Annotated in this window: 28 protein-coding genes, 1 tRNA gene and 1 pseudogene; 17 read left to right on the top strand and 13 right to left on the bottom strand. The window is 61.7% G+C overall.

What is annotated here, in order from left to right:
• The first annotated feature begins 18 nt into the window (after positions 1–18).
• From NKJ81_RS18780 to NKJ81_RS18760, 5 genes are all read left to right on the top strand, one after another.
• Positions 19–648 (top strand): Maf-like protein, encoded by a 630-nt coding sequence (locus tag NKJ81_RS18780; protein WP_352541332.1) that lies wholly within the window; start codon positions 19–21, stop codon positions 646–648.
• Complete coding sequence (gene yacG, locus NKJ81_RS18775; RefSeq protein WP_023677402.1) at positions 645–836, top strand: DNA gyrase inhibitor YacG; 192 nt, start codon at positions 645–647, stop codon at positions 834–836. The genes NKJ81_RS18780 and yacG overlap by 4 nt, the downstream gene beginning before the upstream one ends.
• 431 nt (positions 837–1,267) lie before the next feature.
• Positions 1,268–1,343, top strand: a tRNA-Phe gene (locus NKJ81_RS18770).
• A 204-nt stretch (positions 1,344–1,547) separates the two neighbouring features.
• Positions 1,548–1,817 carry a hypothetical protein gene (locus tag NKJ81_RS18765; protein WP_352541331.1) on the top strand — a complete coding sequence of 90 codons (270 nt, stop codon included), beginning with the start codon at positions 1,548–1,550 and terminating at the stop codon, positions 1,815–1,817.
• A 175-nt stretch (positions 1,818–1,992) separates the two neighbouring features.
• Positions 1,993–2,706: a hypothetical protein gene (locus tag NKJ81_RS18760; protein WP_352541330.1), complete on the top strand. Its 714-nt coding sequence runs from the start codon at positions 1,993–1,995 to the stop codon at positions 2,704–2,706.
• Between the two features lie 375 nt (positions 2,707–3,081).
• Here NKJ81_RS18760 and ggt (NKJ81_RS18755) read toward each other — a convergent pair whose 3' ends face one another.
• The 8 genes from ggt (NKJ81_RS18755) to NKJ81_RS18720 form a co-directional block, all read right to left on the bottom strand.
• Complete coding sequence (gene ggt / locus NKJ81_RS18755; protein ID WP_352501729.1) at positions 3,082–4,674, bottom strand: gamma-glutamyltransferase; 1,593 nt, start codon at positions 4,672–4,674, stop codon at positions 3,082–3,084.
• Positions 4,675–4,695: 21 nt separating this feature from the next.
• Positions 4,696–5,415 carry an ABC transporter permease gene (locus NKJ81_RS18750; protein WP_352501748.1) on the bottom strand — a complete coding sequence of 240 codons (720 nt, stop codon included), beginning with the start codon at positions 5,413–5,415 and terminating at the stop codon, positions 4,696–4,698.
• Entirely contained in the window at positions 5,412–6,125 is a 714-nt protein-coding gene (locus NKJ81_RS18745; RefSeq protein ID WP_502904299.1) for an ABC transporter permease, read from the bottom strand. Before NKJ81_RS18745 ends, NKJ81_RS18750 begins: the two co-directional genes overlap by 4 nt.
• A gap of 100 nt (positions 6,126–6,225) precedes the next feature.
• A complete protein-coding gene (locus tag NKJ81_RS18740; RefSeq protein ID WP_352470146.1) occupies positions 6,226–7,071 on the bottom strand; it encodes a transporter substrate-binding domain-containing protein in 846 nt (281 codons plus the stop codon).
• A gap of 86 nt (positions 7,072–7,157) precedes the next feature.
• The gene (locus NKJ81_RS18735) at positions 7,158–7,829 is read right to left on the bottom strand and encodes a GntR family transcriptional regulator (RefSeq protein WP_352470145.1); all 672 of its coding nucleotides are present in this window, start codon (positions 7,827–7,829) and stop codon (positions 7,158–7,160) included.
• A gap of 511 nt (positions 7,830–8,340) precedes the next feature.
• Positions 8,341–8,718, bottom strand: coding sequence for a VanZ family protein (locus NKJ81_RS18730; RefSeq protein ID WP_352541328.1), 378 nt, complete (start codon positions 8,716–8,718; stop codon positions 8,341–8,343).
• A 654-nt stretch (positions 8,719–9,372) separates the two neighbouring features.
• Positions 9,373–9,639 (bottom strand): DUF6894 family protein, encoded by a 267-nt coding sequence (locus NKJ81_RS18725; protein ID WP_352501726.1) that lies wholly within the window; start codon positions 9,637–9,639, stop codon positions 9,373–9,375.
• Between the two features lie 102 nt (positions 9,640–9,741).
• Entirely contained in the window at positions 9,742–9,933 is a 192-nt protein-coding gene (locus NKJ81_RS18720) for a DUF3606 domain-containing protein (protein ID WP_023719459.1), read from the bottom strand.
• Positions 9,934–10,355: 422 nt separating this feature from the next.
• Here NKJ81_RS18720 and NKJ81_RS18715 point away from each other — a divergent pair, with 422 nt between their 5' ends.
• From NKJ81_RS18715 to NKJ81_RS18705, 3 genes are all read left to right on the top strand, one after another.
• Complete coding sequence (locus NKJ81_RS18715) at positions 10,356–10,655, top strand: DUF1236 domain-containing protein (protein ID WP_352470142.1); 300 nt, start codon at positions 10,356–10,358, stop codon at positions 10,653–10,655.
• A gap of 139 nt (positions 10,656–10,794) precedes the next feature.
• A complete protein-coding gene (locus NKJ81_RS18710) occupies positions 10,795–11,241 on the top strand; it encodes a hypothetical protein (RefSeq protein ID WP_352541327.1) in 447 nt (148 codons plus the stop codon).
• A 181-nt stretch (positions 11,242–11,422) separates the two neighbouring features.
• Positions 11,423–11,764 (top strand): hypothetical protein, encoded by a 342-nt coding sequence (locus NKJ81_RS18705; protein ID WP_292663955.1) that lies wholly within the window; start codon positions 11,423–11,425, stop codon positions 11,762–11,764.
• A 64-nt stretch (positions 11,765–11,828) separates the two neighbouring features.
• On the opposite strand, the gene ggt (NKJ81_RS18700) is transcribed toward NKJ81_RS18705, so the two are convergent.
• Both ggt (NKJ81_RS18700) and NKJ81_RS18695 read right to left on the bottom strand, forming a co-directional pair.
• On the bottom strand, positions 11,829–13,565 hold the full coding sequence (ggt, locus tag NKJ81_RS18700) for a gamma-glutamyltransferase (protein WP_352541326.1): 1,737 nt from the start codon (positions 13,563–13,565) through the stop codon (positions 11,829–11,831).
• 388 nt (positions 13,566–13,953) lie between these two features.
• Positions 13,954–14,094, bottom strand: a pseudogene (locus tag NKJ81_RS18695) (sugar isomerase); the annotation flags it as partial.
• A 26-nt stretch (positions 14,095–14,120) separates the two neighbouring features.
• Here NKJ81_RS18695 and NKJ81_RS18690 point away from each other — a divergent pair.
• Positions 14,121–14,255: a hypothetical protein gene (locus NKJ81_RS18690; protein ID WP_352470139.1), complete on the top strand. Its 135-nt coding sequence runs from the start codon at positions 14,121–14,123 to the stop codon at positions 14,253–14,255.
• Positions 14,252–14,497: a hypothetical protein gene (locus NKJ81_RS18685; RefSeq protein ID WP_352470138.1), complete on the top strand. Its 246-nt coding sequence runs from the start codon at positions 14,252–14,254 to the stop codon at positions 14,495–14,497. The genes NKJ81_RS18690 and NKJ81_RS18685 overlap by 4 nt, the downstream gene beginning before the upstream one ends.
• A gap of 67 nt (positions 14,498–14,564) precedes the next feature.
• Here the strand turns inward: NKJ81_RS18685 and rhaI are convergent, their stop codons facing one another.
• Together rhaI and NKJ81_RS18675 are read right to left on the bottom strand one after the other, a co-directional pair.
• Positions 14,565–15,857, bottom strand: coding sequence for an L-rhamnose catabolism isomerase (gene rhaI, locus NKJ81_RS18680; RefSeq protein WP_352470137.1), 1,293 nt, complete (start codon positions 15,855–15,857; stop codon positions 14,565–14,567).
• A gap of 125 nt (positions 15,858–15,982) precedes the next feature.
• Complete coding sequence (locus tag NKJ81_RS18675) at positions 15,983–18,085, bottom strand: bifunctional rhamnulose-1-phosphate aldolase/short-chain dehydrogenase (protein ID WP_352541325.1); 2,103 nt, start codon at positions 18,083–18,085, stop codon at positions 15,983–15,985.
• A 187-nt stretch (positions 18,086–18,272) separates the two neighbouring features.
• On the opposite strand from NKJ81_RS18675, the gene NKJ81_RS18670 reads away from it, so the two are divergent.
• The 7 genes from NKJ81_RS18670 to NKJ81_RS18640 all read left to right on the top strand — a co-directional run bounded on the left by NKJ81_RS18670 (position 18,273) and on the right by NKJ81_RS18640 (position 25,414).
• The gene (locus NKJ81_RS18670; protein ID WP_352488252.1) at positions 18,273–19,082 is read left to right on the top strand and encodes a DeoR/GlpR family DNA-binding transcription regulator; all 810 of its coding nucleotides are present in this window, start codon (positions 18,273–18,275) and stop codon (positions 19,080–19,082) included.
• 55 nt (positions 19,083–19,137) lie between these two features.
• The gene (gene rhaS, locus NKJ81_RS18665) at positions 19,138–20,133 is read left to right on the top strand and encodes a rhamnose ABC transporter substrate-binding protein (RefSeq protein ID WP_352541324.1); all 996 of its coding nucleotides are present in this window, start codon (positions 19,138–19,140) and stop codon (positions 20,131–20,133) included.
• An 83-nt stretch (positions 20,134–20,216) separates the two neighbouring features.
• A complete protein-coding gene (locus NKJ81_RS18660) occupies positions 20,217–21,758 on the top strand; it encodes a sugar ABC transporter ATP-binding protein (RefSeq protein ID WP_352541323.1) in 1,542 nt (513 codons plus the stop codon).
• Positions 21,755–22,732 (top strand): ABC transporter permease, encoded by a 978-nt coding sequence (locus NKJ81_RS18655; RefSeq protein WP_352488249.1) that lies wholly within the window; start codon positions 21,755–21,757, stop codon positions 22,730–22,732. The genes NKJ81_RS18660 and NKJ81_RS18655 overlap by 4 nt, the downstream gene beginning before the upstream one ends.
• Entirely contained in the window at positions 22,729–23,730 is a 1,002-nt protein-coding gene (locus tag NKJ81_RS18650; protein ID WP_352541322.1) for an ABC transporter permease, read from the top strand. Before NKJ81_RS18655 ends, NKJ81_RS18650 begins: the two co-directional genes overlap by 4 nt.
• Positions 23,730–24,047, top strand: a complete 318-nt coding sequence (gene rhaM, locus NKJ81_RS18645; RefSeq protein ID WP_352470130.1) for an L-rhamnose mutarotase — start codon at positions 23,730–23,732, stop codon at positions 24,045–24,047. Before NKJ81_RS18650 ends, rhaM begins: the two co-directional genes overlap by 1 nt.
• On the top strand, positions 24,044–25,414 hold the full coding sequence (locus NKJ81_RS18640) for an FGGY-family carbohydrate kinase (RefSeq protein ID WP_352541321.1): 1,371 nt from the start codon (positions 24,044–24,046) through the stop codon (positions 25,412–25,414). Before rhaM ends, NKJ81_RS18640 begins: the two co-directional genes overlap by 4 nt.
• Positions 25,415–25,450: 36 nt before the next feature.
• Here the strand turns inward: NKJ81_RS18640 and NKJ81_RS18635 are convergent, their stop codons facing one another.
• Complete coding sequence (locus tag NKJ81_RS18635; RefSeq protein WP_352541320.1) at positions 25,451–26,701, bottom strand: D-amino acid dehydrogenase; 1,251 nt, start codon at positions 26,699–26,701, stop codon at positions 25,451–25,453.
• Between the last annotated feature and the right edge of the window lie 22 nt (positions 26,702–26,723).

Genomic DNA, 26,723 nt, shown 5'->3' with positions numbered 1-26,723 from the left:
GACCCGGCCGGGATCGCGATGGGCATTTTGCAGAAGCTCGTGCTTGCCTCGGGTTCGCCACGCCGGATCGAGCTGCTGCAGCAGGCCGGCATCGAGCCGGACCGTGTGCTGCCGGCTGATGTCGACGAGACGCCGCTGCGCGCCGAGCACCCGCGCTCGCTGGCCAAGCGCCTGGCGACGCAGAAGGCCGAGAAAGCGCTGGCCTCGCTGAAAACCGAGACGGAATACGCGCCGAGCTTCGTGCTGGCGGCCGACACGGTGGTTGCCGTCGGGCGACGCATCCTGCCCAAGGCCGAGACGCTCGACGACGCCGCCAACTGCCTTGGGCTTTTGTCCGGCCGTTCGCACCGCGTCTATTCCGGCATCTGCCTGATCACACCTGGCGGCAAGCAGCGCTTGCGGCTGGTCGAGACCAGGGTGCGCTTCAAGCGGCTGCCGCGCGAGGAGATCGAGGCCTACATCGCATCCGGAGAATGGCGCGGCAAGGCCGGCGGCTATGGCGTCCAGGGGCTTGCCGGCGCCTTCGTCGTCAAGCTTGTCGGCTCCTACACCAACGTCGTCGGCCTGCCACTCTACGAGACGGTAGCGCTTTTGAGCGGCGAAGGGTTTAAGGTGCACGCCAACTGGCTGTCGGGTGCGCGGATATGAGCCCGGACGACAAGGTCACGCCGTTGCGGCCCAAGCGGCCCTGCCCCGAATGCGGCAAGCCATCGGCGCGCGAAACCTACCCGTTCTGCTCGACGCGCTGCAAGGACATCGACCTCAACCGCTGGCTGAAGGGGGTCTACGTCATCCCGGGCCGCGACGACGAGGACGAGAACGACGACCAGAAATAGCGCCGTCCACCTGCGGTTTTCCACAGGCTTGGGACGGTTTCGCAGCCGCGATCGTGACTAATGATCGGCCTTGCGGACTGCCTGTCGTTTCCCGCCTGCGATCAATGTCCAGAACCTGTTCCATCCCGGCACTGTCGGACGGAACAGGTTCTGGCGTTTTGTCTGAGCATGATCTTTTCCGAAAACCGGATTCCACTTTTCGGGATCATGCTTTTTGTCTGAGCATGATCTTTGCCGAAAACCGGATTCCACTTTTCGGGATCATGCTTTTTATCTGAGCATGATCTTTTTCCGAAAACCGGATTCCACTTTCGGGATCATGCTCTAAGCGCTGGACAGTCCGGATTCCCGTGCTATAACCCACGCGCTTTCAAGGGGTGCCGACGGCGCTTTCATGAACCCGGTGTGCAGATTGCCGCCCACCGGAGCAGGCCCAGATAGCTCAGTTGGTAGAGCAGCGGACTGAAAATCCGCGTGTCGGTGGTTCGAATCCGCCTCTGGGCACCATCACTTTCCTGTATGAATTCAAGCTGTTGGTGATGACTGGAGCCACGACGGAACCAGTTTCCATGTCGCGCCATGTTGCAACTGGGTTCCCTTGATTTCCAAGCGTTTCCTGCGACTATCGGCAGGTCCGCGCGACATGAAGCGCGATATAGCCTTTGGGGGCGAGGCATGGCTAAATGGGTGCTATCCATAGGAAAGCGCGTCATGAAGACGGCTGTCGCTGTGATAGCGCCCCTGGCTTTATCAGGCTGTGACGGTGTATTCGGCAGCCGCACGCAGGAGACCCACTGCTTCTCTGTTATCCCTGGCAATGGAAACCAGCCCTATGCATCCGTGATGCTCGACAATTGCACAGGCCGCACTTGGCTTCTGGTCAAGAGCCGTATGAGCAATAAGCCTGAAGACGGATACACCTACCAATGGTTTAACGTCGAGCGCTACGACACCCTCCACCCATCCTTGGTTGGTGGGTAAGCGCGAAGGGGGCGGCGAAGCTTGTCATTTCGCCGTGCCTCCCGTTACATTCGTTCGGCACAATGAGCCTCATGAGACACAGTTCGGTGACGATGACCGCTGACGTCTATGGCCACCTGTTCCCTCGTGGCGATGACGCCGAGGAAATGGCCGCCGCTGAAAGAGCATTTTTGGCATGAACCGTTTCACCATCGATTTCGACGCCGATACCTGGATGATGCCCCTGAGAAAGGAACTAGGAGACCTTCTGCCTAACGACATCGAGGCGGTCCTACGGAGTGCTGCGCCGAAATTCGTAGAAGATGCTCGAGATATCCTATACCGCGCTTCATCCGATCCCGAGACCCTCATTGATAGATCGATCGATTGGGTCAAAGGGAGTGACGTATTAGCGTTCCACGGAACGCGCCTCACGGACATTGAAGCCAATAAGTTGTGGCAATCAGGCCTTCGGGCGCTAGACATTCAAGACCGGATCGACTGGATTTTTCGAACAGTCCCGGATCTCGCAGATGCATTGGCGCAACATGAGGCCATTAAACTAGCTCACAGCCACAGTATGGGGAATCGTGGCGGTCAGGTTCATCTTGCCATCTCCAGGCAATTTACCCAGCTCGGCTACGACTATCATCGTGAAGGGTCAGAATTTGACCGGCGCCTCCTCCAATTCGCTGGCTTGGATCACCTTCTGCCACAGCTAACACAACGTGGCCGGTCATGGCTTGTGAGCATCCGACTGTCGGGAGGCCAAGCGTTGGATGGTATGCATCCCTTCTTTCCTATCGAATACACCCGAGAAAACGACCGATATCCGAACTTGGTGAGGGAACTATTGGAAGAGTTGGCCTGGCAGGATGCACCGCCCTGGCAGTCCTCGACGGCCGATTGACTCATGCTTCATGTTACGGGCATCGCTACCTGGATCTTCGGTCGAAGCAGTCGAGCCGATTTGATTGAAGTCAAATCATCGAGCGCGACATCAACATGGGACGCTGAAAGCCTTGGGATGCAAGGGGTCTGTTCGGACTGAAAATCCGCGTGTCGGTGGTTCGAATCCTGTCGGGTGCGCCAAATCTCAAATGTACGGCTCGGAGACATGGGTAACAGTTTGTACCTAAGACATGGGTGACAACCTCGCGCCGATCGGATTGTCGATGGCGTGCAAGAATTATCGGGACCATGGCGCCAGCGGCTCCTGCTCGCCGGCCAAATGTCGATGGAGAGCATCTTCGGCATCTTGCATCCCGCTCTGGCCATAACCGCTCTACAGACCGAGGGCGCAGCCGTCCTTGCGCGGTTCAGAACCGCCCAGCAGGGTCCCGTTTGCCCAATCGATGCGAATGGCCTGCGCACCGCCGATCGGGTCCGTGGCGGGAATGATTTCGAAACCGCGTCGGCTAAGTTCAGCTACGGTTTCGCCAGCGAGCCCGTGTTCGGCCTGGACGTTCATGGTGCCGCTGACGGGGGCGACCCGCGGCAGATCAATCGCCTCCTGCAGATCCATCCCGAAATCGAGCACCTTCGTCAGCAGGTGCGCGTGGCCCATTGCCTGGTAGTAGCCGCCCATAACGCCGAAAGGCATTTCGGCCCGGCCGTCTCTCGCAAGCATCCCGGGTATGATGGTATGCAAAGGTCGCTTGTTCGGCGCCACTGCATTGGGGTGCCTGGGGTCAAGCGAAAAGCTTTGCCCGCGATTGTGCAAGACGACACCGGAGCGTGGCGAGACCAGGCCCGAGCCAAAGCTGTCGAAGACCGAGTTAATGAAACTGACCGCATTGCGGTCCTTATCGACAACGGAAATATAGACCGTGTCGCTGTGCAGCGGCATATCGAACGCCGGCAGGTCCGCGCGGGCGCGCTTTAGGTCAATCATGCCGGCCAGACGATCGGCCCAGGCATTCGACAACATGTCGGCCACCGGGACCTCGGAAGTGTCGGGATCGGCGACGAGCAGGTCACGCGCGGCGTAAGCGAGGCGTGTTGCTTCGATTTCCAGGTGAAGCCGGTCCGCGGATTGCGGGTCGCCGTGCGCTTCGAAGCGCGAGAGGATGTTTAGAATGAGCAGCGCGATCACACCCTGGCCATTCGGCGGACATTCGAACACATCGCAGCCTCGGAACGCCGTGCTGATCGGGGTCACGTATTCGCCTGTTGCCGAGGCGAAATCTTCGAGTGTGTGCAATCCGCCGAGCCCACGAAGATAGGCGACCATGTCGTCGGCCACAGGGCCAGTGTAGAAGGCCTCTCGTCCCTTCTTGGCGATCAGCCGCAGCGTTGCAGCCAACTCAGGCTGGCGATGCACTTCGCCAACACGTGGCGCGCGGCCGTTTGGCAGGAAAATCCGTTTCGCGGCTACATCGGAGGCCAGAAGTTCTTCTTCCAACGCCCAGTCACGATGGACCCGCGGTGAAATGGCGTAGCCTTCCTCGGCGAAACGTATAGCGGGGGCCAGGATTTGATCGAAGGGCATATGTCCATGATCAGCGTGCAATCTGGTCCAGGCATCGATGGCTCCCGGGATGGTGACGGAGCCGGGAGAATTGCGGGCCACCTCGGCCATGCCACGTTCGAGGAACCAGTCAATTGTCAGGGCGGCGGGTGTCCTGCCCGATCCGTTGTAGGCGATGACCTCGCCGGATCCGTTTCGCGACAGAAGAGCGAAGCAGTCGCCTCCAATGCCGGTCGAGGCTGGCTCGACGACACATTGCACCGCGCAGGCTGCGATGGCGGCATCCATGGCGTTGCCGCCGGCCGCCATGATCTCGACCGCCGTCAGGGTCGCCGACGGATGAGAGGTGGCGGCCATGGCCTCGCGTGAAACGACGACCGAGCGCGTTGGTTTCTCAAAATTTCGCATGCTATGCCCTTCTGATCGTGCTCAAGAGGCGGCGTCGCTCATCGTCGAGGGGCGGTGCCGCAGATGCCGCGACATCCAGTATTCGAGTGCCGCCAAGGCACGGATGATCGCGAAGTTCAAAGCGAGATAAATGGCGCCCGCGCAGATGAAGACTTCAAAGGCGCGGTAGGTCTGGGAGATCAATCCCTGGGCAATTCCAGTCACCTCCATCAAGGTCACGATGGAAGCCAGAGACGTGCCCTTGATCATCAGGATGATTTCATTGCCGTAACTCGGCAGCGCCTGGCGAAAGGCCAGCGGCAGGATAACGTGCCGATAGGTCAAACAGGTGGACAGGCCGACAGACCGCGCCGCCTCGACAAGGCCGCGTGGCACCGATTGAATCGCGCCGCGGAGGATTTCGCTGCCATAGGCGGTGGTGTTGAGTGTCAGCGCGATGATTGCGCACCAGTAGGGTTCGCGGAAAACGGCCCATAATCCAATTGCCGACAGTTGGTGCCGGAATTGACCAAGGCCATAATAGGTCAGAAAAATCTGCACCAGCAGAGGCGTGCCCCTGAACACGGCAACGAAGCCACGGATCGGCAAGACGACGAAGGGCGATTCCGATTGCTGGGCAAGCGCCAATGTGACGGCAAGAATGAAGCCGGCAACGATGGAAGTCAGGGCCAGTTCCATCGTGAGCGGCAGGCCGGCGAGTAGCTTCGGCAGGATCTCGAGGAAAAAACTGAAATCTATCATGCCGACCGGACGCGCCACGGCGCCTTCCGTTCCAGACGGTAAAAGGCGTGGCCCGTGACGGAAGCGATAGCCAGATAGAGCAAGGCTGCAGCAATGTAGAAAATGAACGGTTCACGGGTCGAACCTGCAGCGATCTGCGCCTGGCGCATCAGTTCAACGAGGCCGATTACCGATATCAGCGACGAGTCCTTCAGAACCAACTGCCACACATTGCCGAGACCTGGCAGCGCGTATCTCAGGAGCTGGGGAAAAATAACCTGTCGCAGCCGCTGCAGCCGGTTGAGACCAAGCGCGCAAGCGGCATCGTGCTGTCCCTGGTCGATGGCGACGTAAGCCCCTCGATAGACCTCGGCTTGATAGGCGCCCGAGATGATCGCGATAGCCAAGGTTCCGGTGGCAAAGGCCGGAACGCCGACGAATCCGGACCCGCCCAGGCTATGACCAAGCGAGGTCAGGGCGACGCTACCTCCATAGTAAAGCAGATAAATGGTCAGAAGGTCGGGCACGCCCCTGAAAACCGTGCAATAGCCAAGGGCCAAGAACCTCAATATTTTGGAGTTGCGGAGACGCCCGGCCGCTGCCAGCCCGCCAAATACAGCGCCAAGCGCAAAGCCCAGCATAGACAGGAGCACTGTGACCGAGGCCGCCATGAGAAGAGCAGCCCCCCAACCTCCGTGCCGGAAACCAAGCAGCCGGAATGCGTCAACCATTGATACCCCCGGCATTGATACCCCCGGCATTGATGCCCCCGGCAGGACGAACGGCTCAGCTCCGGAACGTGGTCAGGAATGGCCGTTCGCCGGCAAGCGCTTACTTGACTGGAGTAACGTCGCTCTTGAGCCATTTAAGCGACAGGGTTTTGATCGTGCCGTCGGCGGTCGCGGCGTCGATGGCGCCGTTGAGCATGTCTTTCAGCTTGGTGTCCTCTTTGCGGATGCCGGCCCCGGAGCCAAGACCGAAGAGACCCCCGACAAATCCTGGTCCTGCAAGCGTATAGTCGCTGAACTCCGGCTTGCTCAGCGTGGCGGCCAGCGCTGTCTGTTGCGCGAAGAGCGCGTCGATGCGACCCGCGGCAAGATCGAGATCGTGTTGCTCGGTGGTCTTGTATTCGCGAATCTCGGCGACGTCCGAGAAGTATTTTTTCAGGAATTCCAGGTTCGCCGTTGCAGCCTGAACTCCAATGATCTTTCCCTTCAGCAATGGCTTGAGCTTGTCGATTGCCGCCTGCGAAGTGGCTTCATTGTCCAGCTTGAACCGCTCGTTGGAAATGCCGAGCTTGCCCAGTTCGCTATCCTTGGCGACCGCGAAACCTGAGGGGTCAACCGCATATGGCTGGGTAAAATCAATGACCTTCAGACGTTTTTCAGTGATGAACATGCTCGCCATGATCACGTCGAACTTGCCGACGGTCAGCGCGGGGATCATGCCGTCCCAGTCCTGTGCGACGATCTTGCACTCGATCTTCATTCGCCCGCACAGATCGTTGGCGAGATCGACTTCGAAGCCGTCCAGCTTGCCGTCGGCTGTTGTGAAATTCCAGGGCGCGTAGGCTCCTTCGGTGGCAATAGTAATTGCCTTTGGTGTTTCTTGTGCAACGGCGGCCTGGACCAGGCCGAACAGGACCGACGCAATGGCTGCGATGCGGCTAATTTTCATGTCATTCTCCTCTTTTTTGCCGGTACGGCAGTTCCCTTTCGTCGTGCCGGATTATCTTCCGGCTTCAACGAGTTAGATGGTATTCCCTAGCGGCGGCCGGGACTTGCGAAGTTGGCCAGAAGCGGCGCTGTCTCGACGATATGATCCCGCATGACGATCTCAGCCTTGCCGGCGTCACCTGACCGCAGCACGTCGATCAGGATCTCGTGCTCGGCACGCGCGCTGGCGGGCTTGTCGACATAGTCGAACCAGATGCGCAGGTAGGGTTCGATCACGACGTGCAGGCTGGCAATCTGCCGGACGAGTTTGGGTCGGTTGCTCAGTTGGCAAATCTGCAAATGGAAGGCCTGATGGCGCACGACCCAGTCGCTGCTGCCGGTCTGGCTGGCGCGCTCCATGCGGTCCAGCTGGCGTTCCAGTTCTTCAAGCACTTCGGCATCGATGTGCGGCATGGCAAGCCTCACCGCCAGCCCTTCGAGCACCGAGCGTATTTCAAAGGTTTCGTAGATCTCATCGAGGGTAAGCCCGGCGACGATGCAGCCACGGTTCGGGCGAATGACCACAAGACCTTCCGCGGCCAGTTGGCGGAATGCTTCGCGAACCGGCATGCGGCTCATGCCGATTTCCGTCGCGATCTCTTCCGGGATCAGCCGGTCCCCGGCCCGGTAACGCCCCATCCTCAGGGCCCGCTGAATGTGGCGATAAGCCTCCTCCTCGGCGGTCGTGATGCCCAACGGCTCGATTGCGTCAGCTGCCATGTCCCTGGTCCGATCAGAGCGTATCTGTGTATCCACTTATCCAGTTATCGAAACCTGTGTCAAGCACCGATGCTTGGGCGCTTTAGAATTTCTCTTGTGAGAATAAGCACTTGGCAGGGGAAATCGGGCTAAGCACACCGTGATCGGCTACGCCGCTGATCGGCCTACTTTTCAACGTCCGGCAAAAGGCCCGCCGCTCCATTTGCGAAGCGGCGAGGCCCCATATTCGGGGACGATTGCCGGGATTTCCCGGCATTGCCTGCAGTGCAATTCAGGTGCCAGATTTGTTGATCCAAAACGGGTCACCGCACCGGAGGCGCCAACGCGGACCTTCCGCGATCACGCTACTGCCGCGCTTTGCCGTTCCTGCTATGTTACTTTGCGGCGGACGTAATTTTTCCGCCTGGCCGGCGCCCCATCAGGCAACTTACCCCAACGCGCCCCCCAGTGGCGCCGGCCAATTTCCCCTTATTGGGGCACGGGCGCGCCGATTCCGTTATGCGCTTTCGAGCTATGGCAATCCGCCGGCGAGCCGCCTTGTCCAGCTTGCAACCATCAGTCCGCACGCGATTCCCGCGCAGTCGGCGACCCAGTCGAATAGATCCGGGTCGCGCCCTATCAGTCGCACGGCCTGAAGCCCCTCGATCGCTGCGCCCGTGAGAACGAGGAGTACGATCAGCTTCGCCTTGCGTTCCGGCCAGCCGAAACTTCCGAGAGCCGCCAGGACGACGAAGGCGGCGGCGTGATTGAGCTTGTCGTGATCAGACGTGAAAGCCAGGCCAAGGCCCCGCAGGAGTTGCTCCGGCAAAAGGGCGAACAGCAGAACGCCGGCAAACGCGGCCGGAAAAGCAACCCTTGCCACGATCTGATAAGAATCCAGGCGCGACAAGGGTAGAATAGCCTTTCATCCGAAATCTGCAGGGAGCATCGGCCGCCATAGTCGCGAGCGAGCGCGGTGTCCAATTTCCGCCGTCGGGGCGTCCGATGCATCGTCAGAATGAATGAATGCCGCGGTTCAGCCGCTGGGCAGGCCGAACTGCTGGGGAGGGCTCTGCAATGGTGCGGCTTCCGCGATCACGCAATTACCTGCTGCGCCGGCGCGGCTACAATCTGGCTGCGGCGGACCTGATTTCCGCTTGGCCGGCGCTGCGTCAGGGCACCTTACCCCATGCCACACGAAGCGGCGCCGGCCAGAATTCCATCGATTGCGTGATGACCGACCCGCGTCAAAAAAGCCCGCCGCCCTGTCGGACGACGGGCTCCGTTGCCTGGGCGCCAGGGCGCCGCGGTAGCGACAGATGTTACTAATGCTCCCGCAGGCCTCCAATATGCTGCTCCCGAACGGCGTTGCGCATCGGCTAAACAAACGAAGCCCGCGCCTCTGGCGGAGGGCGCGGGCCGATCGGGTTGCACCCGATCTGCAGCAGAAACCTGGGAGGTTCCCGCTGCTTAAGATAACAATTAGAGATTTCTAATGTTCCGCGCCAGGGGAAGTTGCCGCTGCATCAGAAATCTGATGGTCGGCGCGATGATGATCGAGCCGTCAGTTCGTGCGCAAGTCGATCCGGAAAATCCGCTCGTCGAAGTGCCGCGTTTCAACGGCAAAGGTCAAAGCCACTTCAAGGACCAGACCGCCACGGTCGTCCCGGACCTTGACTGCAATCCTGCGATGAGGAAGGCCATCCCTGGCCATCTCGGCCAATGTGCGAAGGGCTTCTTTCCTGACCAGCGGGAGATCGTCATATAACGTTCCCTGATCGTCGGAATAGACAATTCCGTCTTCATCGGAATCGAAGAAGTAGCGGGGCATTGCGCTTGGCCGAAGCGGCGGCATCCGGGCACGTTGTCGATAGCTGGCCGGATCTCGGCCGATCGCGATCAGTGCCTTTCCACCGTTGGCTTCGCCGCCAGCTCACTTGCGCTCGCGCAATGCCTTCACCGCCTGCGAGAGGATCATCCGGTCGCCGCCGGTCCTTTTGATCAGCTTGCTCACCTGGCTGGGCGAAACACCATTTTCCCGCGCGAAATATTCGACCTCATAATATTCATCCGCCGAAACGCGATTGCGGTCGCTGAAGTCTCGCTTGCTCTTGTCATCGGCCATTTCCGCTCTCCTCGCCCCTTCTCTTCGCTTCAGGGGGTCAACTTTGGTGCACGCAGCAATTTGAGGGTTCGCCCGCCACAAAGTGACGCGCGAACCCTTATCGGCGCAGGAAGGGACAGTGCTGCGCAGATGCCGGGTTCGATCGGAATGGAAACAGCCAGGACCGGTGCGAGCAACCGTCGACCTTTTCCATGGAATCCTCCCGGAACGTGCAGCCAGCAACGGCCACGCGCCGCCACGGTTCCGGGTCACGCGGCAAACCCACCCTTTGCGCGCAAGGATCAGACTTAGGTCCTGCGGCAACACGTCGGTTGGTCCCTGCCGGGCGGGACCGAAGCCCCGTCGACGGAACGTTTTCAGCTGCCTTCCGTTCGAGTGAGCCTTGGCGTGAAGAGCGGACCGAGTTCGCAAAGGAGACGACCATGAGAATGCATCTTTCCACCGCGGTGGCGGGATTTTTGCTGCTGGCAGGCATCGGCGCCGCTGCGGCGCAAGACGTTGTCATCGAACCGCAGCAGGAAACGATCATCAAGGAGTATGTGAAAAAGCAGCCGCTGGCCTCGGTGAAAATCCCTGGGGTGGAGCTCAATATCGGCTCGACGCTCCCCGATACCGTCGAGCTTCATGAAGTCCCCAACGTCAAATACCGCTATGTCGTCGTCGACAACCGCACCGTCGTCGTCGACCCAGGCACGCGCAAGATCGTCAAGATCATCGAGTGACGTGAAAGCTCGGGCAGTCGTCGCCCGCCGCCCGTAAATGAGCGGCGGGCGACGTATGCGTTAGGCGGTTCCTCGGCGTCGTCGCTCAGCAGGAACCCGCCGCACCGTCGAGGGCCGGGGGGCCTCACAGGCAGTTTCAATGCGAACAATCAGCAGACTTTTTGATTCCCATGACCAGGCGGCGCGAGCCGTCGAAGCACTTCAGGCGGCAGGAATTGCGCGCCACCAGATCAGTATCATCGGACCCTACGACGACGAAATCGGCGCCGTCTTGCGCGGTCCAGGCACCGGTGCCGCCCTTGGCGCGGCGGGTTTGTTGGCCGGCCTCGGCGCCTTCGATATCCCCGGCATCGATCCCCTCGGCGCGGGATGGCTGGCATCGGCCCTCGTCGGTGCAGCCTTGGGCTGCGTTGCCGGCAGACTTTTCGGCGCATTGTCCGATATCGGCAAGCAGCCAGGCAAGCCAGATGCCGCACAAGGTGTGATCCTGGTGCTGGCGCATGTCGATGAAAGGCAGGCAGACAGCGCACAGGCGGTGCTTGGGGCTTCCGTTCAGGCAACGCAGTCTTTGGCCAGGGCGGCATGAAGGTTCAGCTCGGGCAAGGCGCTTGACCAGGCCGCGCAGCGGGGCGGCGATCCAAGCGCGAATTCAAAAATTTCTGGCAAGCCGCCGCCAGAAAGTGTTGAACACCGTGCCGATCACATTCGGCGAGCGGTTGCGCTCGGCGAGGCTTGATGATTTGCTGTCGGTTTGCGGAGAACGAATAATGCATGAGCCTGTCGGTCAAGACGAATATGGGTCGACCAGCCCGTTCGATCCGGACGATCTGTCGAGGTTGAACGCAATCGGCCCGAGCGCCGGCAGCAACGATTTCGAGAAATACGCAGTCGCCGTGATCATCGTGTTCGGCGCCCTGATCATCGGTGGCCTGATGGCTGCCGGCTTGAGCTTCGGGCGCCGCAGCACCTTCTTTTTCGCGCTTGGTGGCGCCACCGCGGCATGGATATCCGGCAATGCGCTTCTGCTCGACCGGCCACGCATCTACGCCCTGTTCGTCGGCATCGCGGCGCTGATGCTGATAGCGTCCACGATCGCGCTGGTCACCTGATTCAGAGCGAAATCTTATTGTTGACCATGATCTTATCCGAAAAACCGATTCCCACTTTTGGGGTCTAATACCCGATAGCCTTGCCGGCTGCGGCGCGGCTGTCGATGGCGCCATTGTAGCGGGCGCCGCCACCCTTCTCGATTTCCGCCAGGCTCTTGCCACCGACCAGGATGCCGGCCGCCTGGCCCCAGGTCGTGTCGGCAAGATCGAGGCGGTAGCCCATGCCGGTAAGCAGCTTTTCGGTATCGGGCGACAGGCCGAAAGGTTCGATATAGACCGTGTCGGGCAACCATTGGTGATGGATGCGCGGCGCGTCGATGGCCTCCTGGATGTTCATACCGTGGTCGACGACGTTGACGATCGCCTCCAGCGTGATGGTGATGATGCGTGAACCGCCGGGGCTGCCGATGACCATGAACGGCTTGCCGTCTTTGGCGAGGATGGTCGGGCTCATCGAGGACAGCGGCGTCTTTTTCGGCGCGATCGCATTCGCCTCGCCCTGGACCAGGCCATAGAGATTGGGCACGCCGGGTTTCTGGGTGAAATCGTCCATCTCGTTGTTGAGCAGGATGCCGGTGCCGGCGGCGACAACGCCGGCGCCGAAAGAGCCGTTCAGCGTGTAGGTTACCGCGACGGCATTGCCATCATTGTCGATGATCGAAAAATGCGTCGTCTCGTTGCTCTCGCCAAAGCCCTTCGGCATCAATTCCTGCGAGACGCCGGCCCGGAACGGATCGATCTTTTCGCGAATTTCCCTGGCGTAATTCTTGTCGAGCAGTTTTGCGACCGGATTGTCGATGAAGCCGGGATCGCCGAGCGCCGAATTGCGGTCGACATAGGCGTGGCGCATCGCCTCGACCATGACGTGAACCGTCTCGGCCGAACCGGCGCCGAGATAGGACAGCGGATAGAACTCAAGCACGTTGAGGATCTCGCAGATGATGACGCCGCCGGAGCTCGGCGGCGGCGAGGAAATGATCTCGTAGCCGCGATAATTGCAGGTCACCGGCTTGAGCTCGCGCACCGCATAGCTTTCGAAATCAGCCCTGGCCAGAATGCCGCCCTTCTCCCCACTCGCCTTGACGATGGCGTCGGCGGTCGCGCCTTTGTAGAAGGCATCCGCCCCGCGTTCGGAAATGGCGGCCAGCGAAGCCGCGAGATCGGGCTGAACAAGACGCTCGCCGACAGCATAGGGCTTGCCGTCCGGCTTGAGGAAAATGGCCGCCGCCGCTGGGTCCCTTGCCAACCGCTCCGCGCCGCCCTGGAGCGAGGCCGCATCGCCCTGCTCCAGCACGAAGCCTTCCTTGGCAAAGCGGATGGCCGGCGCCAGCAAGTCCTGCCGCGACAGCGTGCCGTATTTCTCCCGCGCCATCTCGAAACCAGCGACCGAGCCCGGCACGCCGACCGCCAGATAGCCGTCGAGACTGGCGCCTTTTACCGGCTTGCCGTCCTTGTCGAGATACATGGTTTTGGTCGCGGCCAGCGGCGCGCGCTCGCGAAAATCGAGGAAGGTCGAGCGGCCGTCCTTGAAGCGGATGGTCATGAAGCCGCCACCGCCGATATTGCCGGCGGTCGGGTAGACCACGGCCAGCGCATAGCCGACGGCGACCGCGGCATCGACCGCGTTGCCGCCCCTCTTCAGCACCTCGACGCCGACCTCAGACGCAAGATGCTGGGCGGTCACCACCATGCCGTGCTCGCCCTTCGCCGGCTGCGGCGAGGCGGCATAGGCGAGGAAGGGTACGAAGGTCAGGGTGAGGGAAAGGCTTACGGCGATCAGCGTTCGGCGGGTGTTGTGCATGGCCGTGCTCCGAGGCGTGGGGTAGGCCTAGGAAACGCGCTTGGAGCGGTTGAGTCTACTGCGAAGATCGAAAGAATCGGGAGGGTTCGCACGCCTGTGCCGGTTCGCCTCGCAACCGCCGTTGCAATCTTCGGCGACTGCAACGGCATGGATCCTAGGGTCTCCGCTACGTCGCTTCGCTCCTGCTCCGCCCTAGGATCCATGCCGTAACTGCTGAGCGCCGCAGCGTTGGTAGCAAGGCCACGCTTCATCGCGGCTCTCAGAATTTTTCAGTTACACAGCAACTTTGTTCTTGCTTTGTGCCGGCAGCTATGCTACTAATTTGAATATGGTGCTAATTGGCTCCAACGACCCGCCCTTCGTGGCGGGTTTTCATTTTCAGCCAATATCAAACAATCCCGCCGCCGACGCTCGCCACCGCCGGCCGTTCGGCTGCGACCTTCGCCCGGTAGCCGGCGGCGCGGTAGGCGGCGACCGGATCGATGGCGCCGCCGGTCTTCAGCCGCGCCATAGCAAGGATAGGCCGCAGCCACTGAGCATGGTACAGGCGCAAGCATGGCTGATCCGAAGCAATCCCAGATCCACAACTTCAAGGACGTAGCCCGCGGGCCTGAACGCGACGACGAGAAGCCCTTGGGCGAGCGGCTCAAGAAGCTGGTGAAGTACAAGCCGACAGAGAATTTGACGTGACCGACGAGCAGTTGGTTTTGGTAGCGATCCCATCGCTTGTGGCGGTTCTGCTCAATCGCGAACAGCAAAAGGGCTCGCCTTTGACTGAGGACGAAGTCGTGGCGATCAGGGACAGCGCCGCATGCATGGCGATGCCATACGACGTCGCCGCGCAGGTGGCGGAGAAGCGCGGCTATGATGACATCAGGCTTGAGAATGCTTGGGAAGACTGGAATGCGATCCGCCCAAGCCTGGGCTTATAAACGCAACAATCGCAATTGATTCGCACCGACGACCCGCCTTAGGGGGGTTTTCGTTTTTCAGCCAATATCAAACAATCCCACCGCCGACGCTCGCCACCGCCGGCCGTTCGGCTGCGACCTTCGCCCGGTAGCCCGCGGCGCGGTAGGCGGCGACCGGATCGATGGCGCCGCCGGTCTTCAGCCGCGCCATGGCAAGGATAGGCTCGACGTCGGTGCGATAGGCTGTCTTCAGCGTCTGCGTCGCCATCAGCGCGTCATTGGCGTCCTGGAAGCCTTCGAGCGCCTTGCGGTCGACCAGCAGCGCCTGGGCATAGGCGCGCTGCACCTCGACCGCCGACAACATCAGGCTTTCTATCGGATCGGTGACGTTATGGCTCTGGTCGAGCATGTGGGCCGGATCGAAACCTTCGGCACCGGCAAGCTCGGCATCGACCAGTTCATTGAAGACGAGGAACAGCCGGTAGGGATCGATCGAGCCGGCGTCGAGATCGTCGTCGCCATATTTCGAATCGTTGAAATGGAAGCCGCCAAGTTTCTTGAACTGGATCAGTCGCGACACGATCATCTCGATGTTGACGTTGGGGGCGTGATGGCCAAGGTCGACCAGACAGAATGCCTTGTCGCCAAGCTCGTTGGCGATGATGTAGTTGGTGCCCCAATCCTGCACGACGGTCGAATAGAAGGCCGGCTCGTACATCTTGTGCTCGGTGAACAGTTTCCAGCCGTCCGGCAGTCCGGCATAGATCTCCTTCATCGCGTCGAGATAGCGCTCGAATGCCTTGGCGAAATTGACCTGGCCGGGAAAGTTCGAGCCGTCACCGATCCATACCGTCAGCGCTTTGGAGCCCAGCGTCCTGCCGATCTCGATGCATTCGAGGTTGTGCTCGACCGCCTGCCGGCGTGTCGCTGCATCGGCATGCGACAGCGAGCCGAATTTATAGGAAAGTTTTTGGTCCCTGGCGTCGGAGAAGGTGTTGGAGTTGATGGCGTCGAAGCCGAGGCCGAAGCGGGATGCCGCCTGCTTCAGCCGGTTCGGATCGGCCTTGTCCCAGGGAATATGCAGCGAGACGGTCGGCGTCGCCTGCGTCAATTGCCGGATGACGGCGCAGTCCTCGATCTTGTCGAAAATGTCACGCGGCTCTCCGGCGCCGGGAAAGCGGGCAAAGCGGGTGCCGCCGGTGCCGACGCCCCAGGACGGGATGGCGACGGCGAATTTCTCGACCTTGTCGCGGATGGCGTCGATGGCGATGCCGCGGCGGTCGAGGCGCTCGCCGAGGGACTCGTAGTCGCGCTTGAGATTGGCGTTGCGCGCGGCATTATCTTTCTCGACAACATCGGCGGAGATGATGGTTTCGGACACTAAAGTTTCCTCCCAAATGCGTTCGGTTGGCGCTGCCCCTCATCCGCCTGCCGGCACCTTCTCCCCGTATGGTAACGGGGAGAAGGGTAAAGCTCCGGCGTCGGCGCCAACCCTCAAACGACTGCTTATCGCGTAAAGCTCTGTGCGTTGCCGGCGTCGACGTTGATGATGTTACCGGTCGATTTGGCCGACATATCGGAGGCGAAGAAATAGATCGCCTCGGCGATGTCTTCGGGGAACACCGACCGCTTCAGCATCGAACGCGAGCGGTAGTGCTCCTCGAGATCGTCGGTCGACATCTTGTAGGCGGCGGCGCGCTGTTCCTTCCATTCGCCGCTCCAGATCTTCGAGCCGCGCAGTACGGCGTCGGGGTTGACGACATTGACCCTGATCTGCGCTTCCGCGCCTTCCAGCGCCAGGCAGCGTGCCAGATGGATTTCGGCGGCCTTGGCAGTGCAATAGGCGGCGGCGTTTGGCGATGCGGCAAGCCCATTCTTGGAGGCGACGAAGACGACGTTGCCGCCGATCTTCTGCGCCCGAAACAGCCGGAACGCCTCCCGCGAAACCAGGAAATAGCCGGTCGACAGGATGTCCATGTTCTTGTTCCACAGCGTCAGCGTGGTGTCCTCGATCGGCGCCGAGGAGGCCAGGCCGGCATTGGAGACCAGAATATCGATGCCGCCGAATTCGACCGCCGTTTCGGCAAAGCCGGAGATCACCTGATCCTCGGACGTGACGTTGATGACTACGGGCCGCACCAAATCCTTGCCATAGGCCTTGGCAAGCTCGTCATTGGCGCCGGCAAGGGCTGCTTCGTCGATATCGGCCAGCACGACGCACGCGCCCTCGCGCAGCAGCCGGTTGGCGGTGGCCCGGCCAATGCCGCCGGCGCCGCCGGTGACCAGCGCAATCTGGCCGGCAAGAGCCTTTGGTTTCGGCAGGCGCTGCAGCTTTGCCTCTTCGAGCAGCCAGTATTCGATGTCGAAGGCTTCCTGGTCGGGCAGGCCGACATAGGTCGAGACCGTCGAGGCACCGCGCATGACGTTGATCGCGTTGACGTAGAACTCGCCCGATATGCGCGCCGTCGCCTTGTCGCCGGCGAAGGTGAACATGCCAACGCCGGGCATCAGATAGACGACGGCGTTCGGATCGCGCACCGGCGGCGAATCCGCGTGCTTGCAGCGGTCATAATAGGCCCGGTAGCCGACGCGATACTCCGCCACATCATCGGCAAGACGGGCAATGACGGCATCGACGTCGGGATTTTGGGGGTCGAACTCGATGACCAGCGGCCGGATCTTGGTTCGCAGGAAGTGGTCCGGGCAGGACGTGCCGAGTGCCGCCAGCGGCCGCAAATCCCTGGAATTGACGAATTCGAGCACGGCAGGGGAATCGTCGAAATGGCCGAGCTTGTGGCTGTTCTCCGAGATCAGGCCACGGATCCTCGGCATCAGTTTTGCGGCCGCGGCGCGACGCGCAGGCGCATCGAGGGATTTGACGACTTCGCCGCCGAAAATCGGCTTGCCCTGGCTCTTGCGCTCGAACCAGTCGATCGCCTGGTTGATCACCGAGATCGTCGTCTCGTAGCATTCCTTCGGTGTGTCGCCCCAGCTGAACAGGCCATGACTGGCCAGTACGACACCCTTGGCTTCGGGGTTTTCGCGGCAGAATTTCTCCAGCCACAGGCCGAGCTCGAAGCCCGGACGTTTCCATGGCAGCCAGCCGATCGTGTCGCCGAAGATCTCCTTGGTCAGCGCCTGCGAATCCTTGGCGGCGGCAATGGCGATGATGGCATCGGGATGCATATGGTCGACAAAAGGCTTCGGCACGAAGGCATGCAGCGGCGTGTCGATGGAAGCCGCACGCGGGTTGAGGTTGAAGGTGCAATGGGGCAGATAGCCGACCATCTCGTCTTCATGTTCGAGGCCGCGATAGAGACCTTTCAGCGCCCGCAATTTGTCCATGTAGAGCGTGGCGAAGCCGTCGAGCTTGATCGAGGCGCTGTCGCCGCCCGAGCCCTTGACCCACAGCACTTCCACGCTCTCGCCGGTGAGCGGATCGTTTTGCCAGATCTTGGAGGAGGTGTTGCCGCCGCCATAATTGGTGACGCGCTTGTCGGAGCCAAGAACATTCGAGCGATAGACCAGACGTTCGGGCTCGCTCATTGCTTGCGCTTTTGCGTCATCCCAAAGATTGGCGAGGCGCGTGCCGGAGCGCTTGTCGAGCATAGGTATCCTCCCTTTGGGACACGCAAACGGCGCGGGTCCCTTTTGTACGAATTTCTACGCAAGCAGCGGCCTTGTCAATCACAAACGATCAATATCAGTCATATTGCATTGCACAATGAAATTATCTGATCGGAAATGATTGACACTGCGCGCTTTGGGTGACTAGATGCTCCGGCAGGGAGGAACCATGCACGAGAAAGAGCGCCACAGGATCATTCTGTCCGCCGTCCAGGAAAAGCCTGTGGTGACGGTGCAGGAGATGGTCGACCTGACGGAGTCGTCGGAGGCGACGATCCGGCGCGACATCGCGGCATTGCATGTGCAAAAACGGCTGCGCCGGGTACGCGGCGGCGCCGAGGCGCTTTCGCCGCCGCAGTTCATCGGCCTTGCCGGCCGGCCCTTTTCCGTCAACGAGACCATCAACGCTTCGCAGAAGCGGGCAATCGCGCGGGAAGCCGTCGAACTGTGCAAGGACGGCGAGCCGATCATCATCAATGGCGGCACCACCACCTTCCAGATGGTGCATTTCCTGACCGGCCGCCGCATGCCGATCTTCACCAATTCCTTCCCGATCGCGGAGCACTTGCTCAGGCACTCCAAGAACACGGTGATGCTGTCGGGCGGCACCATCTACCGCGAGCAGAACATCATCCTGTCGCCGTTCGACAATGACGTGACGCGCAATTTCTACGCGCGCCGCATGTTCATGGGCGCGCAAGGGCTGGGGCCGCTCGGTCTTATGGAAGGCGACCCGCTGCTGATCCAGGCCGAGCAGAAACTGATCGACCAGGCAGACGAATTGGTGGTGCTGGTCGATTCCTCGAAGTTCCGCAAACGCTCGAGCCTGATCCTGTGCGGCCTGTCGCGCATCGCCACGGTGATCACCGACGACGCCATCGAGGATCGCGAAGCCAAGATGCTGGAGACCGCCGGCGTGACGCTGATCATCGCCCGCACAACGGCAACCAACAAGGAAGAATCTTCGCTGCAGGCCTGAGAACCACTCGCGCCCGCAGCGGCGATGGAATGCAACGCTCAAGGGAGGATATTCGATGAGCTTTCTGAAGAAACTGATGGTTACGGCGGCGTTCTCCGCCGCCATGTTCGTGAATGCCGCCTACGCCGAAAACGTCAAGATCGCGCTGGTGGTGAAGTCGCTCGGCAACGGCTTCTTCGACGCCGCCAACAAGGGCGCCGAAGAGGCGGCCAAGGAGCTCGGCGATGTCGACATCATCTACACCGGCCCGACCAAGGCGACCGCCGAAGCGCAGATCGAAGTGGTCAATTCGCTGATCGCCCAGAAGGTCGATGCCATCGCCATTTCGGCGAACGACGCCGACGCGCTGGTGCCAGTGCTGAAGAAGGCGATGCAGCGCGGCATTACCGTCATCTCGTGGGATTCGGGCGTCGCGCCGGAAGGACGCCAGCTTCACCTCAACCCCTCCGATACCAACCTGATCGGCGAGACCATCATCAAGCTGGCCGCCGACTACCTGCCGGAAGGCGGCGATGTCGCCATCCTGTCGGCTTCTTCGACCGCGACCAACCAGAATGCCTGGATCGACGCGGCCAAGAAGGTGCTGCCGGAGAAGTTCCCCAAGATCAAGCTCGTCGCCACCGTCTATGGCGACGACGACTCGGCCAAGAGCACGGACGAAGCCAAGGGCCTGCTGAAGTCCTATCCGAACCTCAAGGCGATCATCGCACCGACCACCGTCGGCGTCGTTGCCGCCGCGCAGGTGGTGACCGATGAAGGCCTGATCGGCAAGGTCAACGTCACCGGCCTGGCGCTGCCGTCGGAGTTCAAAAAGTTCATCGACAATGGCGCCAGCCAGGCGGTTGCGCTGTGGAACCCGATCGACCTCGGCTACTCCGCCGTCTACCTCGCCCACGATCTGGCGGTGAAGAAGGAAGAGGCCAAGCCCGGTGCTACGCTGTCGATCGGCCGCGTCGGCAAGGTCACGCTCGACGACACCAACTCGGCTGCGATGGCTCCGCCCTTCCAGTTCGACAAGTCGAACATCGAAAAGTTCTCCAAGATCTATTGATCCTGGGACCTTCGAAACGGTGCGGCGGGGCTCAGGTTCCGCCGCGCGTTCAAACGAACCTTGCTACAGGGCTTGATACGATCATGGACACGACAGCCCAGCACGAAGTGGCAAATGAAGCGCCTTTGTCATCCGGACCGCGCCTGACGCTGTCCGGCATCTCGAAAAGCTTTCCCGGCGTGCGGGCGCTGCACAATGTCGGCCTGTCGCTCTATCCCGGCCAGGTAACCGCGCTGATCGGCGAAAACGGCGCCGGCAAGTCGACGCTGGTCAAGATCATGACCGGCATCTACCAGCCGGATGCTGGCACGATCAGCATCGACGGCCAGCCGGTCACACTGCCCAGCGCCCACGCCGCGTTCGGGCACGGCATCACCGCCATCCACCAGGAAACCGTGCTGTTCGACGACCTGACGGTGGCCGAAAACATCTTCCTCGGCCATGCGCCGCGCACGCGTTTCAAAACCATCGACTGGCGCACCATGCGCAAGAATGCCCGCGAGGTGCTCGACACGATGGGCGCCGGCCATATCGACGCCGACGCCAGGCTGAAGGACCTCGGCATTGCCAACAAGCACCTAGTCGCGGTTGCCCGCGCCATGTCCATCGACGCGCGGATCGTCATCATGGACGAGCCGACGGCAGCGCTTTCGATGAAGGAGATCGAAGAGCTTTTCCTGCTGATCGAATTCCTCAAGAGCGACGGCAAGGCGATCCTGTTCATCAGCCACAAATTCGATGAGATCTACCGCATCGCCGACCGCTATACCGTGTTCCGCGACGGCGAGATGGTCGGCGAAGGCCTGATCAAGGACGCCGGCCAGAGCCAGATCGTGCGCATGATGGTCGGCCGCTCGGTCGATCACATCTTTCCGCAGCGCAAGGCCGAGATCGGCGCGCCGGTGCTGGCCGTCTCCGGCCTGTCGCACCCGACCGAGTTCGACGACATAGGCTTCGAGCTGCACAGGGGCGAAATCCTCGGCTTCTACGGCCTTGTCGGCGCCGGGCGCAGCGAGGTGATGCAGGCGATATCAGGCATCACCCGCACCAGCGGCGGCACGATCACGCTGGAGGGTAAGGCAATCGCGCCGAAATCGGCGGCGGATTCGATCGACGCCGGCATCGTCTATGTGCCGGAGGAGCGCGGCAAGCAAGGCGTGGTGATCGGCCTGCCGATCTTCCAGAATGTCTCGCTGCCCTCGCTCAAACGCACATCCAAGTCCGGCATATTGCGGCTGGCCGAAGAGTTCGCGCTGGCCCGCTCCTACACCGAGCGGCTCGATCTGCGCGCCTCCTCGCTCAGCCAGGACGTCGGCACGCTGTCGGGCGGCAACCAGCAGAAGATCGTCATCGCCAAATGGCTGGCGACCGCGCCCAAGGTGATCATCCTGGACGAGCCGACCAAGGGCATCGACATCGGCTCGAAGGCGGCCGTGCACGGCTTCATGGCCGAGCTCGTCGCGCAAGGCCTGTCGGTGATCATGGTGTCGTCCGAATTGCCGGAAATCCTCGGCATGTCGGACCGCGTCGTCGTTATGCGCGAGGGCCGCATTGCCGCGGTCTACGACAATAAAGGGCTCGACGCCGAAACCTTGGTCAGGACGGCAGCGGGGATCGCGGCATGAAGGCGTTTCTCAAACATCGCGAGGTCTGGCTGCTGGCGGCAATCGTCGTGCTGATCGGGCTGATCTCCACGCGGTTTCCAGGTTTTGCCGATCCGGCCAACCTGCGCCAGGTGTTCAACGACACGTCGATCCTGATGATCCTGGCGCTCGGCCAGATGGTCGTCATCCTGACCCGCTCGATCGACCTGTCGATGGCTTCAAATCTCTGCTTCACCGGCATGGTGGTGGCAATGCTGAACGCCGCGCATCCGGCGATCCCGATCCCGCTGCTGATCGTCATCGCACTGCTGGTCGGCCTGGTGCTCGGCGCCATCAACGGCCTGCTGGTATGGCGGCTGAACATTCCCTCGATCGTGGTAACGCTCGGCACCCTCACCATCTACCGCGGCGCCACGTTCGTCATTTCAGGCGGCGCCTGGGTCAACGCCGACCAGATGAGCGCTGAGTTCATCGGCCTGCAGCGCGCGGCTTTCCTCGGCATTCCGGTACTGTCGTGGATCGCCCTGCTGGTTATTGCGCTGTTCTTCCTCGTGATGACGCGCACCGCGCTCGGCCGCTCGATCTATGCCATCGGCGTCAACCCGACCGCATCGGTCTATGCCGGCATCGATGTCGGACGGACGAAATTCATCGTCTTCTGCATCTCGGGGATGATCGGCGGCCTCTGCGGCTATCTGTGGATTTCGCGCTACGTCATCGCCTCGGTCGAGGTCGCCAACGGCTATGAGCTCAACATCATCGCCGCCTGCGTCATCGGCGGCATTTCGATTGCCGGCGGCATCGGTTCGGTCGGCGGCGCCGTGCTCGGCGCGCTGTTCCTCGGCATCATCTCCAACGCGCTGCCGGTGATCAACATCTCACCCTTCTGGCAGATGGCGATTTCAGGCAGCGCCATCATCCTGGCCGTGGTGCTCAACGCGCGCGGCGAACGCCGGCAAGGCCGCATCATTCTCAAAAAGGCGGAAGCGGCATGACCGACACCCCTGCCCCACGCCACATTCCCGACCGGCTCGACAAGCCGTTGACGTCGGCGATCTTCTCATGGGAGGCGCTGCTGGTCGTCGTGGCGGTTGCCATCTTTGCCGTCAACAGCTTTGCCTCGCCCTACTTCCTCGACGCGTGGTCGTTGTCGGACCTGACCTTCAACTTCACGGAAAAGGCGCTGATCGCGCTGGCCATGGCGCTGCTGATCATCTCCGGCGAAATCGACCTGTCGGTGGCCGCCATCATCGCGCTGGCTTCAACAATGATGGGCATGGCGGTGCAGGCCGGCGCCGGCATGCCTGAACTGGTGGCAATCGGCCTCGTCGTCGGGCTCGGCTGCGGCGCCTTCAACGGACTGCTCGTCACCAGGCTCGGCTTGCCGTCGATCGTCGTCACCATCGGCACGATGAGCCTGTTTCGCGGCATTGCCTTCATCATCCTCGGCGACCAGGCCTACAAGGGCTATCCCGCGAGCTTCGCCTTCTTCGGCCAGGGCTATGTCTGGTGGGTGGTGTCGTTCGAACTGACGCTTTTCCTGGTCGCGGCAGTCGTCTACTGGTTCCTTCTGCACCGGACGAGCTTCGGCCGCCGGGTCTTTGCCATCGGTAACAACCCGGTCGCGGCGCAGTTTTCCGGCGTACGCGTCGGCCGTATCAAATTCATCCTGTTTTGCCTGACCGGCCTGATGGCGGGCATCGCCTCGGTGCTGATCACATCGCGGCTCGGCTCGACCCGGCCGTCGATCGCGCAGGGCTACGAGCTGGAAGTCATCACCATGGTGGTGCTTGGTGGCGTCAGCATCCTGGGCGGGGCCGGCAGCATAGTGGGCGTCGTGCTCGCGGCCTTCATCATGGGGCTGGTGACCTTCGGCCTCGGCCTGCTCAATGTGCCAGGGATTGTTATGTCGATCTTCATCGGCCTGCTGCTGATCATCGTCATCGCGCTGCCGATCCTGTGGCGGCGAGTACGGCGGGAGCGCTTTGCCTGATGCCGGAGAAATACGCGTTCAAGATGAAGCTCAATCCGGGCATGAAGGCCGAATACAAGAAGCGCCACGACGACATCTGGCCGTCGCTGGTCGCGCTGCTCAAGCAGGCCGGTATCTCCGATTACTCGATCCATCTCGACGAAGAGACCAACACCTTGTTCGGCGTGCTGTGGCGCCGTGACGACCACGGCATGGACGAATTGCCGAAGCATCCGGTGATGCAGCGTTGGTGGGCCGAGATGGCGGACATCATGGAGACCAAGCCGAACAACGAGCCGGTGGCGGTGCCGCTGGAAACAATGTTCCATATGGAATGACCCGCCACGTCGCCGTCATCGATATCGGCAAGACCAACGCCAAGGTGGCGCTGGTCGATCTTGCCGCAGCAAGCGAAGTCACGCTGCGCAGGATGGTGAACGAGCCGGTTCGGCAAGGCCCATACCCGCACCATGACGTCGAGCGGTTATGGGCGTTTATCCTTGGCAGCCTGGCCGAGATCGACTGCGAGCAGCGCATCGATGCGATATCGATCACCACCCATGGCGCAACGTCCGTGCTGGTCGACGCATCAGGCGAGCTGGCGCTGCCGGTGCTCGACTACGAATTCGACGGTCCGGATGCCCTTGCCGGGGACTATGACACGATCCGTCCGGCGTTCTCCGAGACCGGCACGCCGCGCCTGCCGGCCGGCCTCAATCTCGGCGCGCAGCTGTTCTGGCAGCAGAAGCGCTTTCCGGCGGATTTCGCCAGAACCGCCGCGATCCTGATGTATCCGCAATACTGGGCCTTGCGCCTGACCGGCGTCGCCGCCAGCGAGGTGACTTCGCTCGGCTGCCACACCGATCTGTGGAACCCGTGGAAAGCGGATTTTTCGTCGCTGGTCGACCGGCTGCAATGGCGCCGGCTAATGGCGCCGGTGCGGCAGGCCAAGGACCGCTTGGGCCCGATCCTGCCCGCGCTTGCGACACGGACCGGGCTCGACCCGCAAACGCCGGTGTTTTGCGGCCTGCACGATTCCAACGCCTCGCTGCTGCCACATCTCCTGTCCGACCGACCGCCTTTCTCCGTGGTCTCGACCGGCACCTGGGTGGTGTCGATGGCGGTTGGCGGCAACAAGATCGCGCTCGACCCGGCCTGCGATACGCTGGTCAATGTCAACGCGCTCGGCGATCCCGTGCCGTCGGCGCGCTTCATGGGTGGCCGCGAGTTTTCCGTGCTGACCGAGGGCCAATCGGAGAACTGGACGGAAGACGATGTTGCCACGGTGCTGGCGCGCAAGACGTCCCTGTTGCCCTCGACCCAACAGGGTTCGGGCCCGTTTCCGCATCATACCGCATCATGGCTTAACGCGGACGGTATGAGCGTCGGCCAGCGCTTTGTCACCATCTCGTTCTACCTGGCGCTGATGACCGCGACCTGCCTCGACCTGATCGGCGCGGACGGTCCAACCATCGTCGAAGGACCCTTCGCCCGCAACCGGCTGTTCACCCGCATGCTGGCTGCGGCGGCGGCGCGCGCCGTCATTGCCTCCGAGGCTGCGACTGGTACCAGCATCGGCGCCGCCTTGCTGGCATCGGACCAGGGGACACCGCAAGGCAGAGGCGAAAGGACCGAACCGTCGGCCGATCCATTCTGGACAAGTTACGTGCGCTCCTGGCGTTCGGCGGTCGACGAACGAGCCTGACCGCCGAGCTCATGCCGCCCTGATGTCCGGAGATGCCTAGCCCGCATAGAGCAATCCTTGCGGATCGATCTCCGGCTTGCGGCCGGCAACTATGTCGGCAAGGAACTTTCCCGAGCCGCAGGCCATGGTCCAGCCGAGATGACCGTGGCCGGTGTCGAGGTAGAGATTGTCGTACCGCGCCCGGCCGATGACCGGCACGGAGTTCGGCATCATCGGGCGAAGTCCAGCCCAGACCTCGGCCTTGCTCTCGTCGAAAGCGCCGGGGAACAGGTCCTTGCCGGTGTTCAGGATCGAGTTGAAATCGCGTGGCTTGAACGTGCGGTCGAACCCGGTGAACTCCGCCGTCGAGGACATCCGCAGCCGATTTCCCAGCCTGGAATAGCCGATCAGCCGGTCCTCGTCGGCGCCACCCATGATCGGCCCCTTGCTTTCATCTTCCAGCGGAACAGTCACGGTATAGCCCTTCACGGGATAGACGGGCAGATCGATGCCGTAGCGGCGGCCGAGCAGACCGCTCTCCGGCCCCATGGAAATGACCACTGCGTCACCCGCCACCGGGCCGGCCGAGGTCATCACGGCGCGCACCCGGTCGCCGTCGATGTCGAGGCCTTCGACCGTGGTGCCGTAGAGGAATTGGACGCCGAGTTTCTCGGCGGCATAGGCAGCGAGGTTCTGCGTGAATTGGCTGGAGTCGCCGGTCTGGTCGATCGGCGAATAGACGCCGCCGGCTATCTTGTCCTTGGCGCCGGCAAGGCCGGGCTCGAGCTCGACCAGCCGGTCGCGGCCGACGATCTCGATCGGCAGGCCGTGTTCGCCGAGATAACGATAATTGTCGGTGCCGGTATCAAAGCTCTGCTGCGAGCGGAAGAAATACAGAATGCCTTTCTTGCGCTCGTCATAGCGGATGCCGGTTTCGGCGGAGACGGCGTTGATGCAGTCGCGCGAATAGAGCGCCAGACGCAGCTTGACGTCGGTGTTGGCGCGCATGCGCTTATGCGTGCACTGGCGCAGGAAGCGCAGGCTCCAGGCGAAAAAATACGGATCGAAGCGCAGCCGCACCTTGATGCCGAGATCGTGGTTGTAGAGGCCGCGCAGGAACGTCTTCAGCGCGGCGGGCGAGGCCCAGGCGGTGGCATCCCCGGGCGACACCAGGCCGGCATTCGACCGGCTGGTGCCGCGTGCCGCCGCCGGATGGCGCTCGATCACCGTCACCTCATGGCCGTCGCTGGCCAGATAAAAGGCCGCCGCCGTACCGACGACGCCGGCCCCAAGCACCAGGATTTTCATTCCGCCCCCAGCGCGCTGAGCC

This window comes from Mesorhizobium sp. M0018 (assembly GCF_040323955.1).
In the GTDB taxonomy this organism is placed as follows: domain Bacteria; phylum Pseudomonadota; class Alphaproteobacteria; order Rhizobiales; family Rhizobiaceae; genus Mesorhizobium.
The sequence above is the reverse complement of the archived record's forward strand: the minus strand, read 5'-3'. Positions and strand labels throughout refer to the sequence as shown.

Excerpts from the sequence above, each read along its gene's own strand:
- NKJ81_RS18690 (WP_352470139.1), top strand. The coding sequence starts at position 14,121 with ATGGCTGATCCGAAGCAATCCCAGATCCACAACTTCAAGGACGTAGCC.
- NKJ81_RS18705 (WP_292663955.1), top strand. The coding sequence starts at position 11,423 with ATGCATGAGCCTGTCGGTCAAGACGAATATGGGTCGACCAGCCCGTTC.
- NKJ81_RS18710 (WP_352541327.1), top strand. The coding sequence starts at position 10,795 with ATGCGAACAATCAGCAGACTTTTTGATTCCCATGACCAGGCGGCGCGA.
- ggt (WP_352541326.1), bottom strand. The coding sequence starts at position 13,565 with ATGCACAACACCCGCCGAACGCTGATCGCCGTAAGCCTTTCCCTCACC.
- rhaM (WP_352470130.1), top strand. The coding sequence starts at position 23,730 with ATGCCGGAGAAATACGCGTTCAAGATGAAGCTCAATCCGGGCATGAAG.
- NKJ81_RS18725 (WP_352501726.1), bottom strand. The coding sequence starts at position 9,639 with ATGCCCCGCTACTTCTTCGATTCCGATGAAGACGGAATTGTCTATTCC.
- NKJ81_RS18780 (WP_352541332.1), top strand. The coding sequence starts at position 19 with ATGGGCATTTTGCAGAAGCTCGTGCTTGCCTCGGGTTCGCCACGCCGG.
- NKJ81_RS18640 (WP_352541321.1), top strand. The coding sequence starts at position 24,044 with ATGACCCGCCACGTCGCCGTCATCGATATCGGCAAGACCAACGCCAAG.
- NKJ81_RS18745 (WP_502904299.1), bottom strand. The coding sequence starts at position 6,125 with ATGGTTGACGCATTCCGGCTGCTTGGTTTCCGGCACGGAGGTTGGGGG.
- NKJ81_RS18655 (WP_352488249.1), top strand. The coding sequence starts at position 21,755 with ATGAAGGCGTTTCTCAAACATCGCGAGGTCTGGCTGCTGGCGGCAATC.
- NKJ81_RS18735 (WP_352470145.1), bottom strand. The coding sequence starts at position 7,829 with ATGGCAGCTGACGCAATCGAGCCGTTGGGCATCACGACCGCCGAGGAG.
- NKJ81_RS18760 (WP_352541330.1), top strand. The coding sequence starts at position 1,993 with ATGAACCGTTTCACCATCGATTTCGACGCCGATACCTGGATGATGCCC.
- NKJ81_RS18765 (WP_352541331.1), top strand. The coding sequence starts at position 1,548 with ATGAAGACGGCTGTCGCTGTGATAGCGCCCCTGGCTTTATCAGGCTGT.
- NKJ81_RS18715 (WP_352470142.1), top strand. The coding sequence starts at position 10,356 with ATGAGAATGCATCTTTCCACCGCGGTGGCGGGATTTTTGCTGCTGGCA.
- NKJ81_RS18740 (WP_352470146.1), bottom strand. The coding sequence starts at position 7,071 with ATGAAAATTAGCCGCATCGCAGCCATTGCGTCGGTCCTGTTCGGCCTG.
- NKJ81_RS18675 (WP_352541325.1), bottom strand. The coding sequence starts at position 18,085 with ATGCTCGACAAGCGCTCCGGCACGCGCCTCGCCAATCTTTGGGATGAC.
- ggt (WP_352501729.1), bottom strand. The coding sequence starts at position 4,674 with ATGCGAAATTTTGAGAAACCAACGCGCTCGGTCGTCGTTTCACGCGAG.
- NKJ81_RS18670 (WP_352488252.1), top strand. The coding sequence starts at position 18,273 with ATGCACGAGAAAGAGCGCCACAGGATCATTCTGTCCGCCGTCCAGGAA.
- NKJ81_RS18635 (WP_352541320.1), bottom strand. The coding sequence starts at position 26,701 with ATGAAAATCCTGGTGCTTGGGGCCGGCGTCGTCGGTACGGCGGCGGCC.
- rhaS (WP_352541324.1), top strand. The coding sequence starts at position 19,138 with ATGAGCTTTCTGAAGAAACTGATGGTTACGGCGGCGTTCTCCGCCGCC.
- NKJ81_RS18660 (WP_352541323.1), top strand. The coding sequence starts at position 20,217 with ATGGACACGACAGCCCAGCACGAAGTGGCAAATGAAGCGCCTTTGTCA.
- NKJ81_RS18650 (WP_352541322.1), top strand. The coding sequence starts at position 22,729 with ATGACCGACACCCCTGCCCCACGCCACATTCCCGACCGGCTCGACAAG.
- NKJ81_RS18720 (WP_023719459.1), bottom strand. The coding sequence starts at position 9,933 with ATGGCCGATGACAAGAGCAAGCGAGACTTCAGCGACCGCAATCGCGTT.
- NKJ81_RS18750 (WP_352501748.1), bottom strand. The coding sequence starts at position 5,415 with ATGATAGATTTCAGTTTTTTCCTCGAGATCCTGCCGAAGCTACTCGCC.
- yacG (WP_023677402.1), top strand. The coding sequence starts at position 645 with ATGAGCCCGGACGACAAGGTCACGCCGTTGCGGCCCAAGCGGCCCTGC.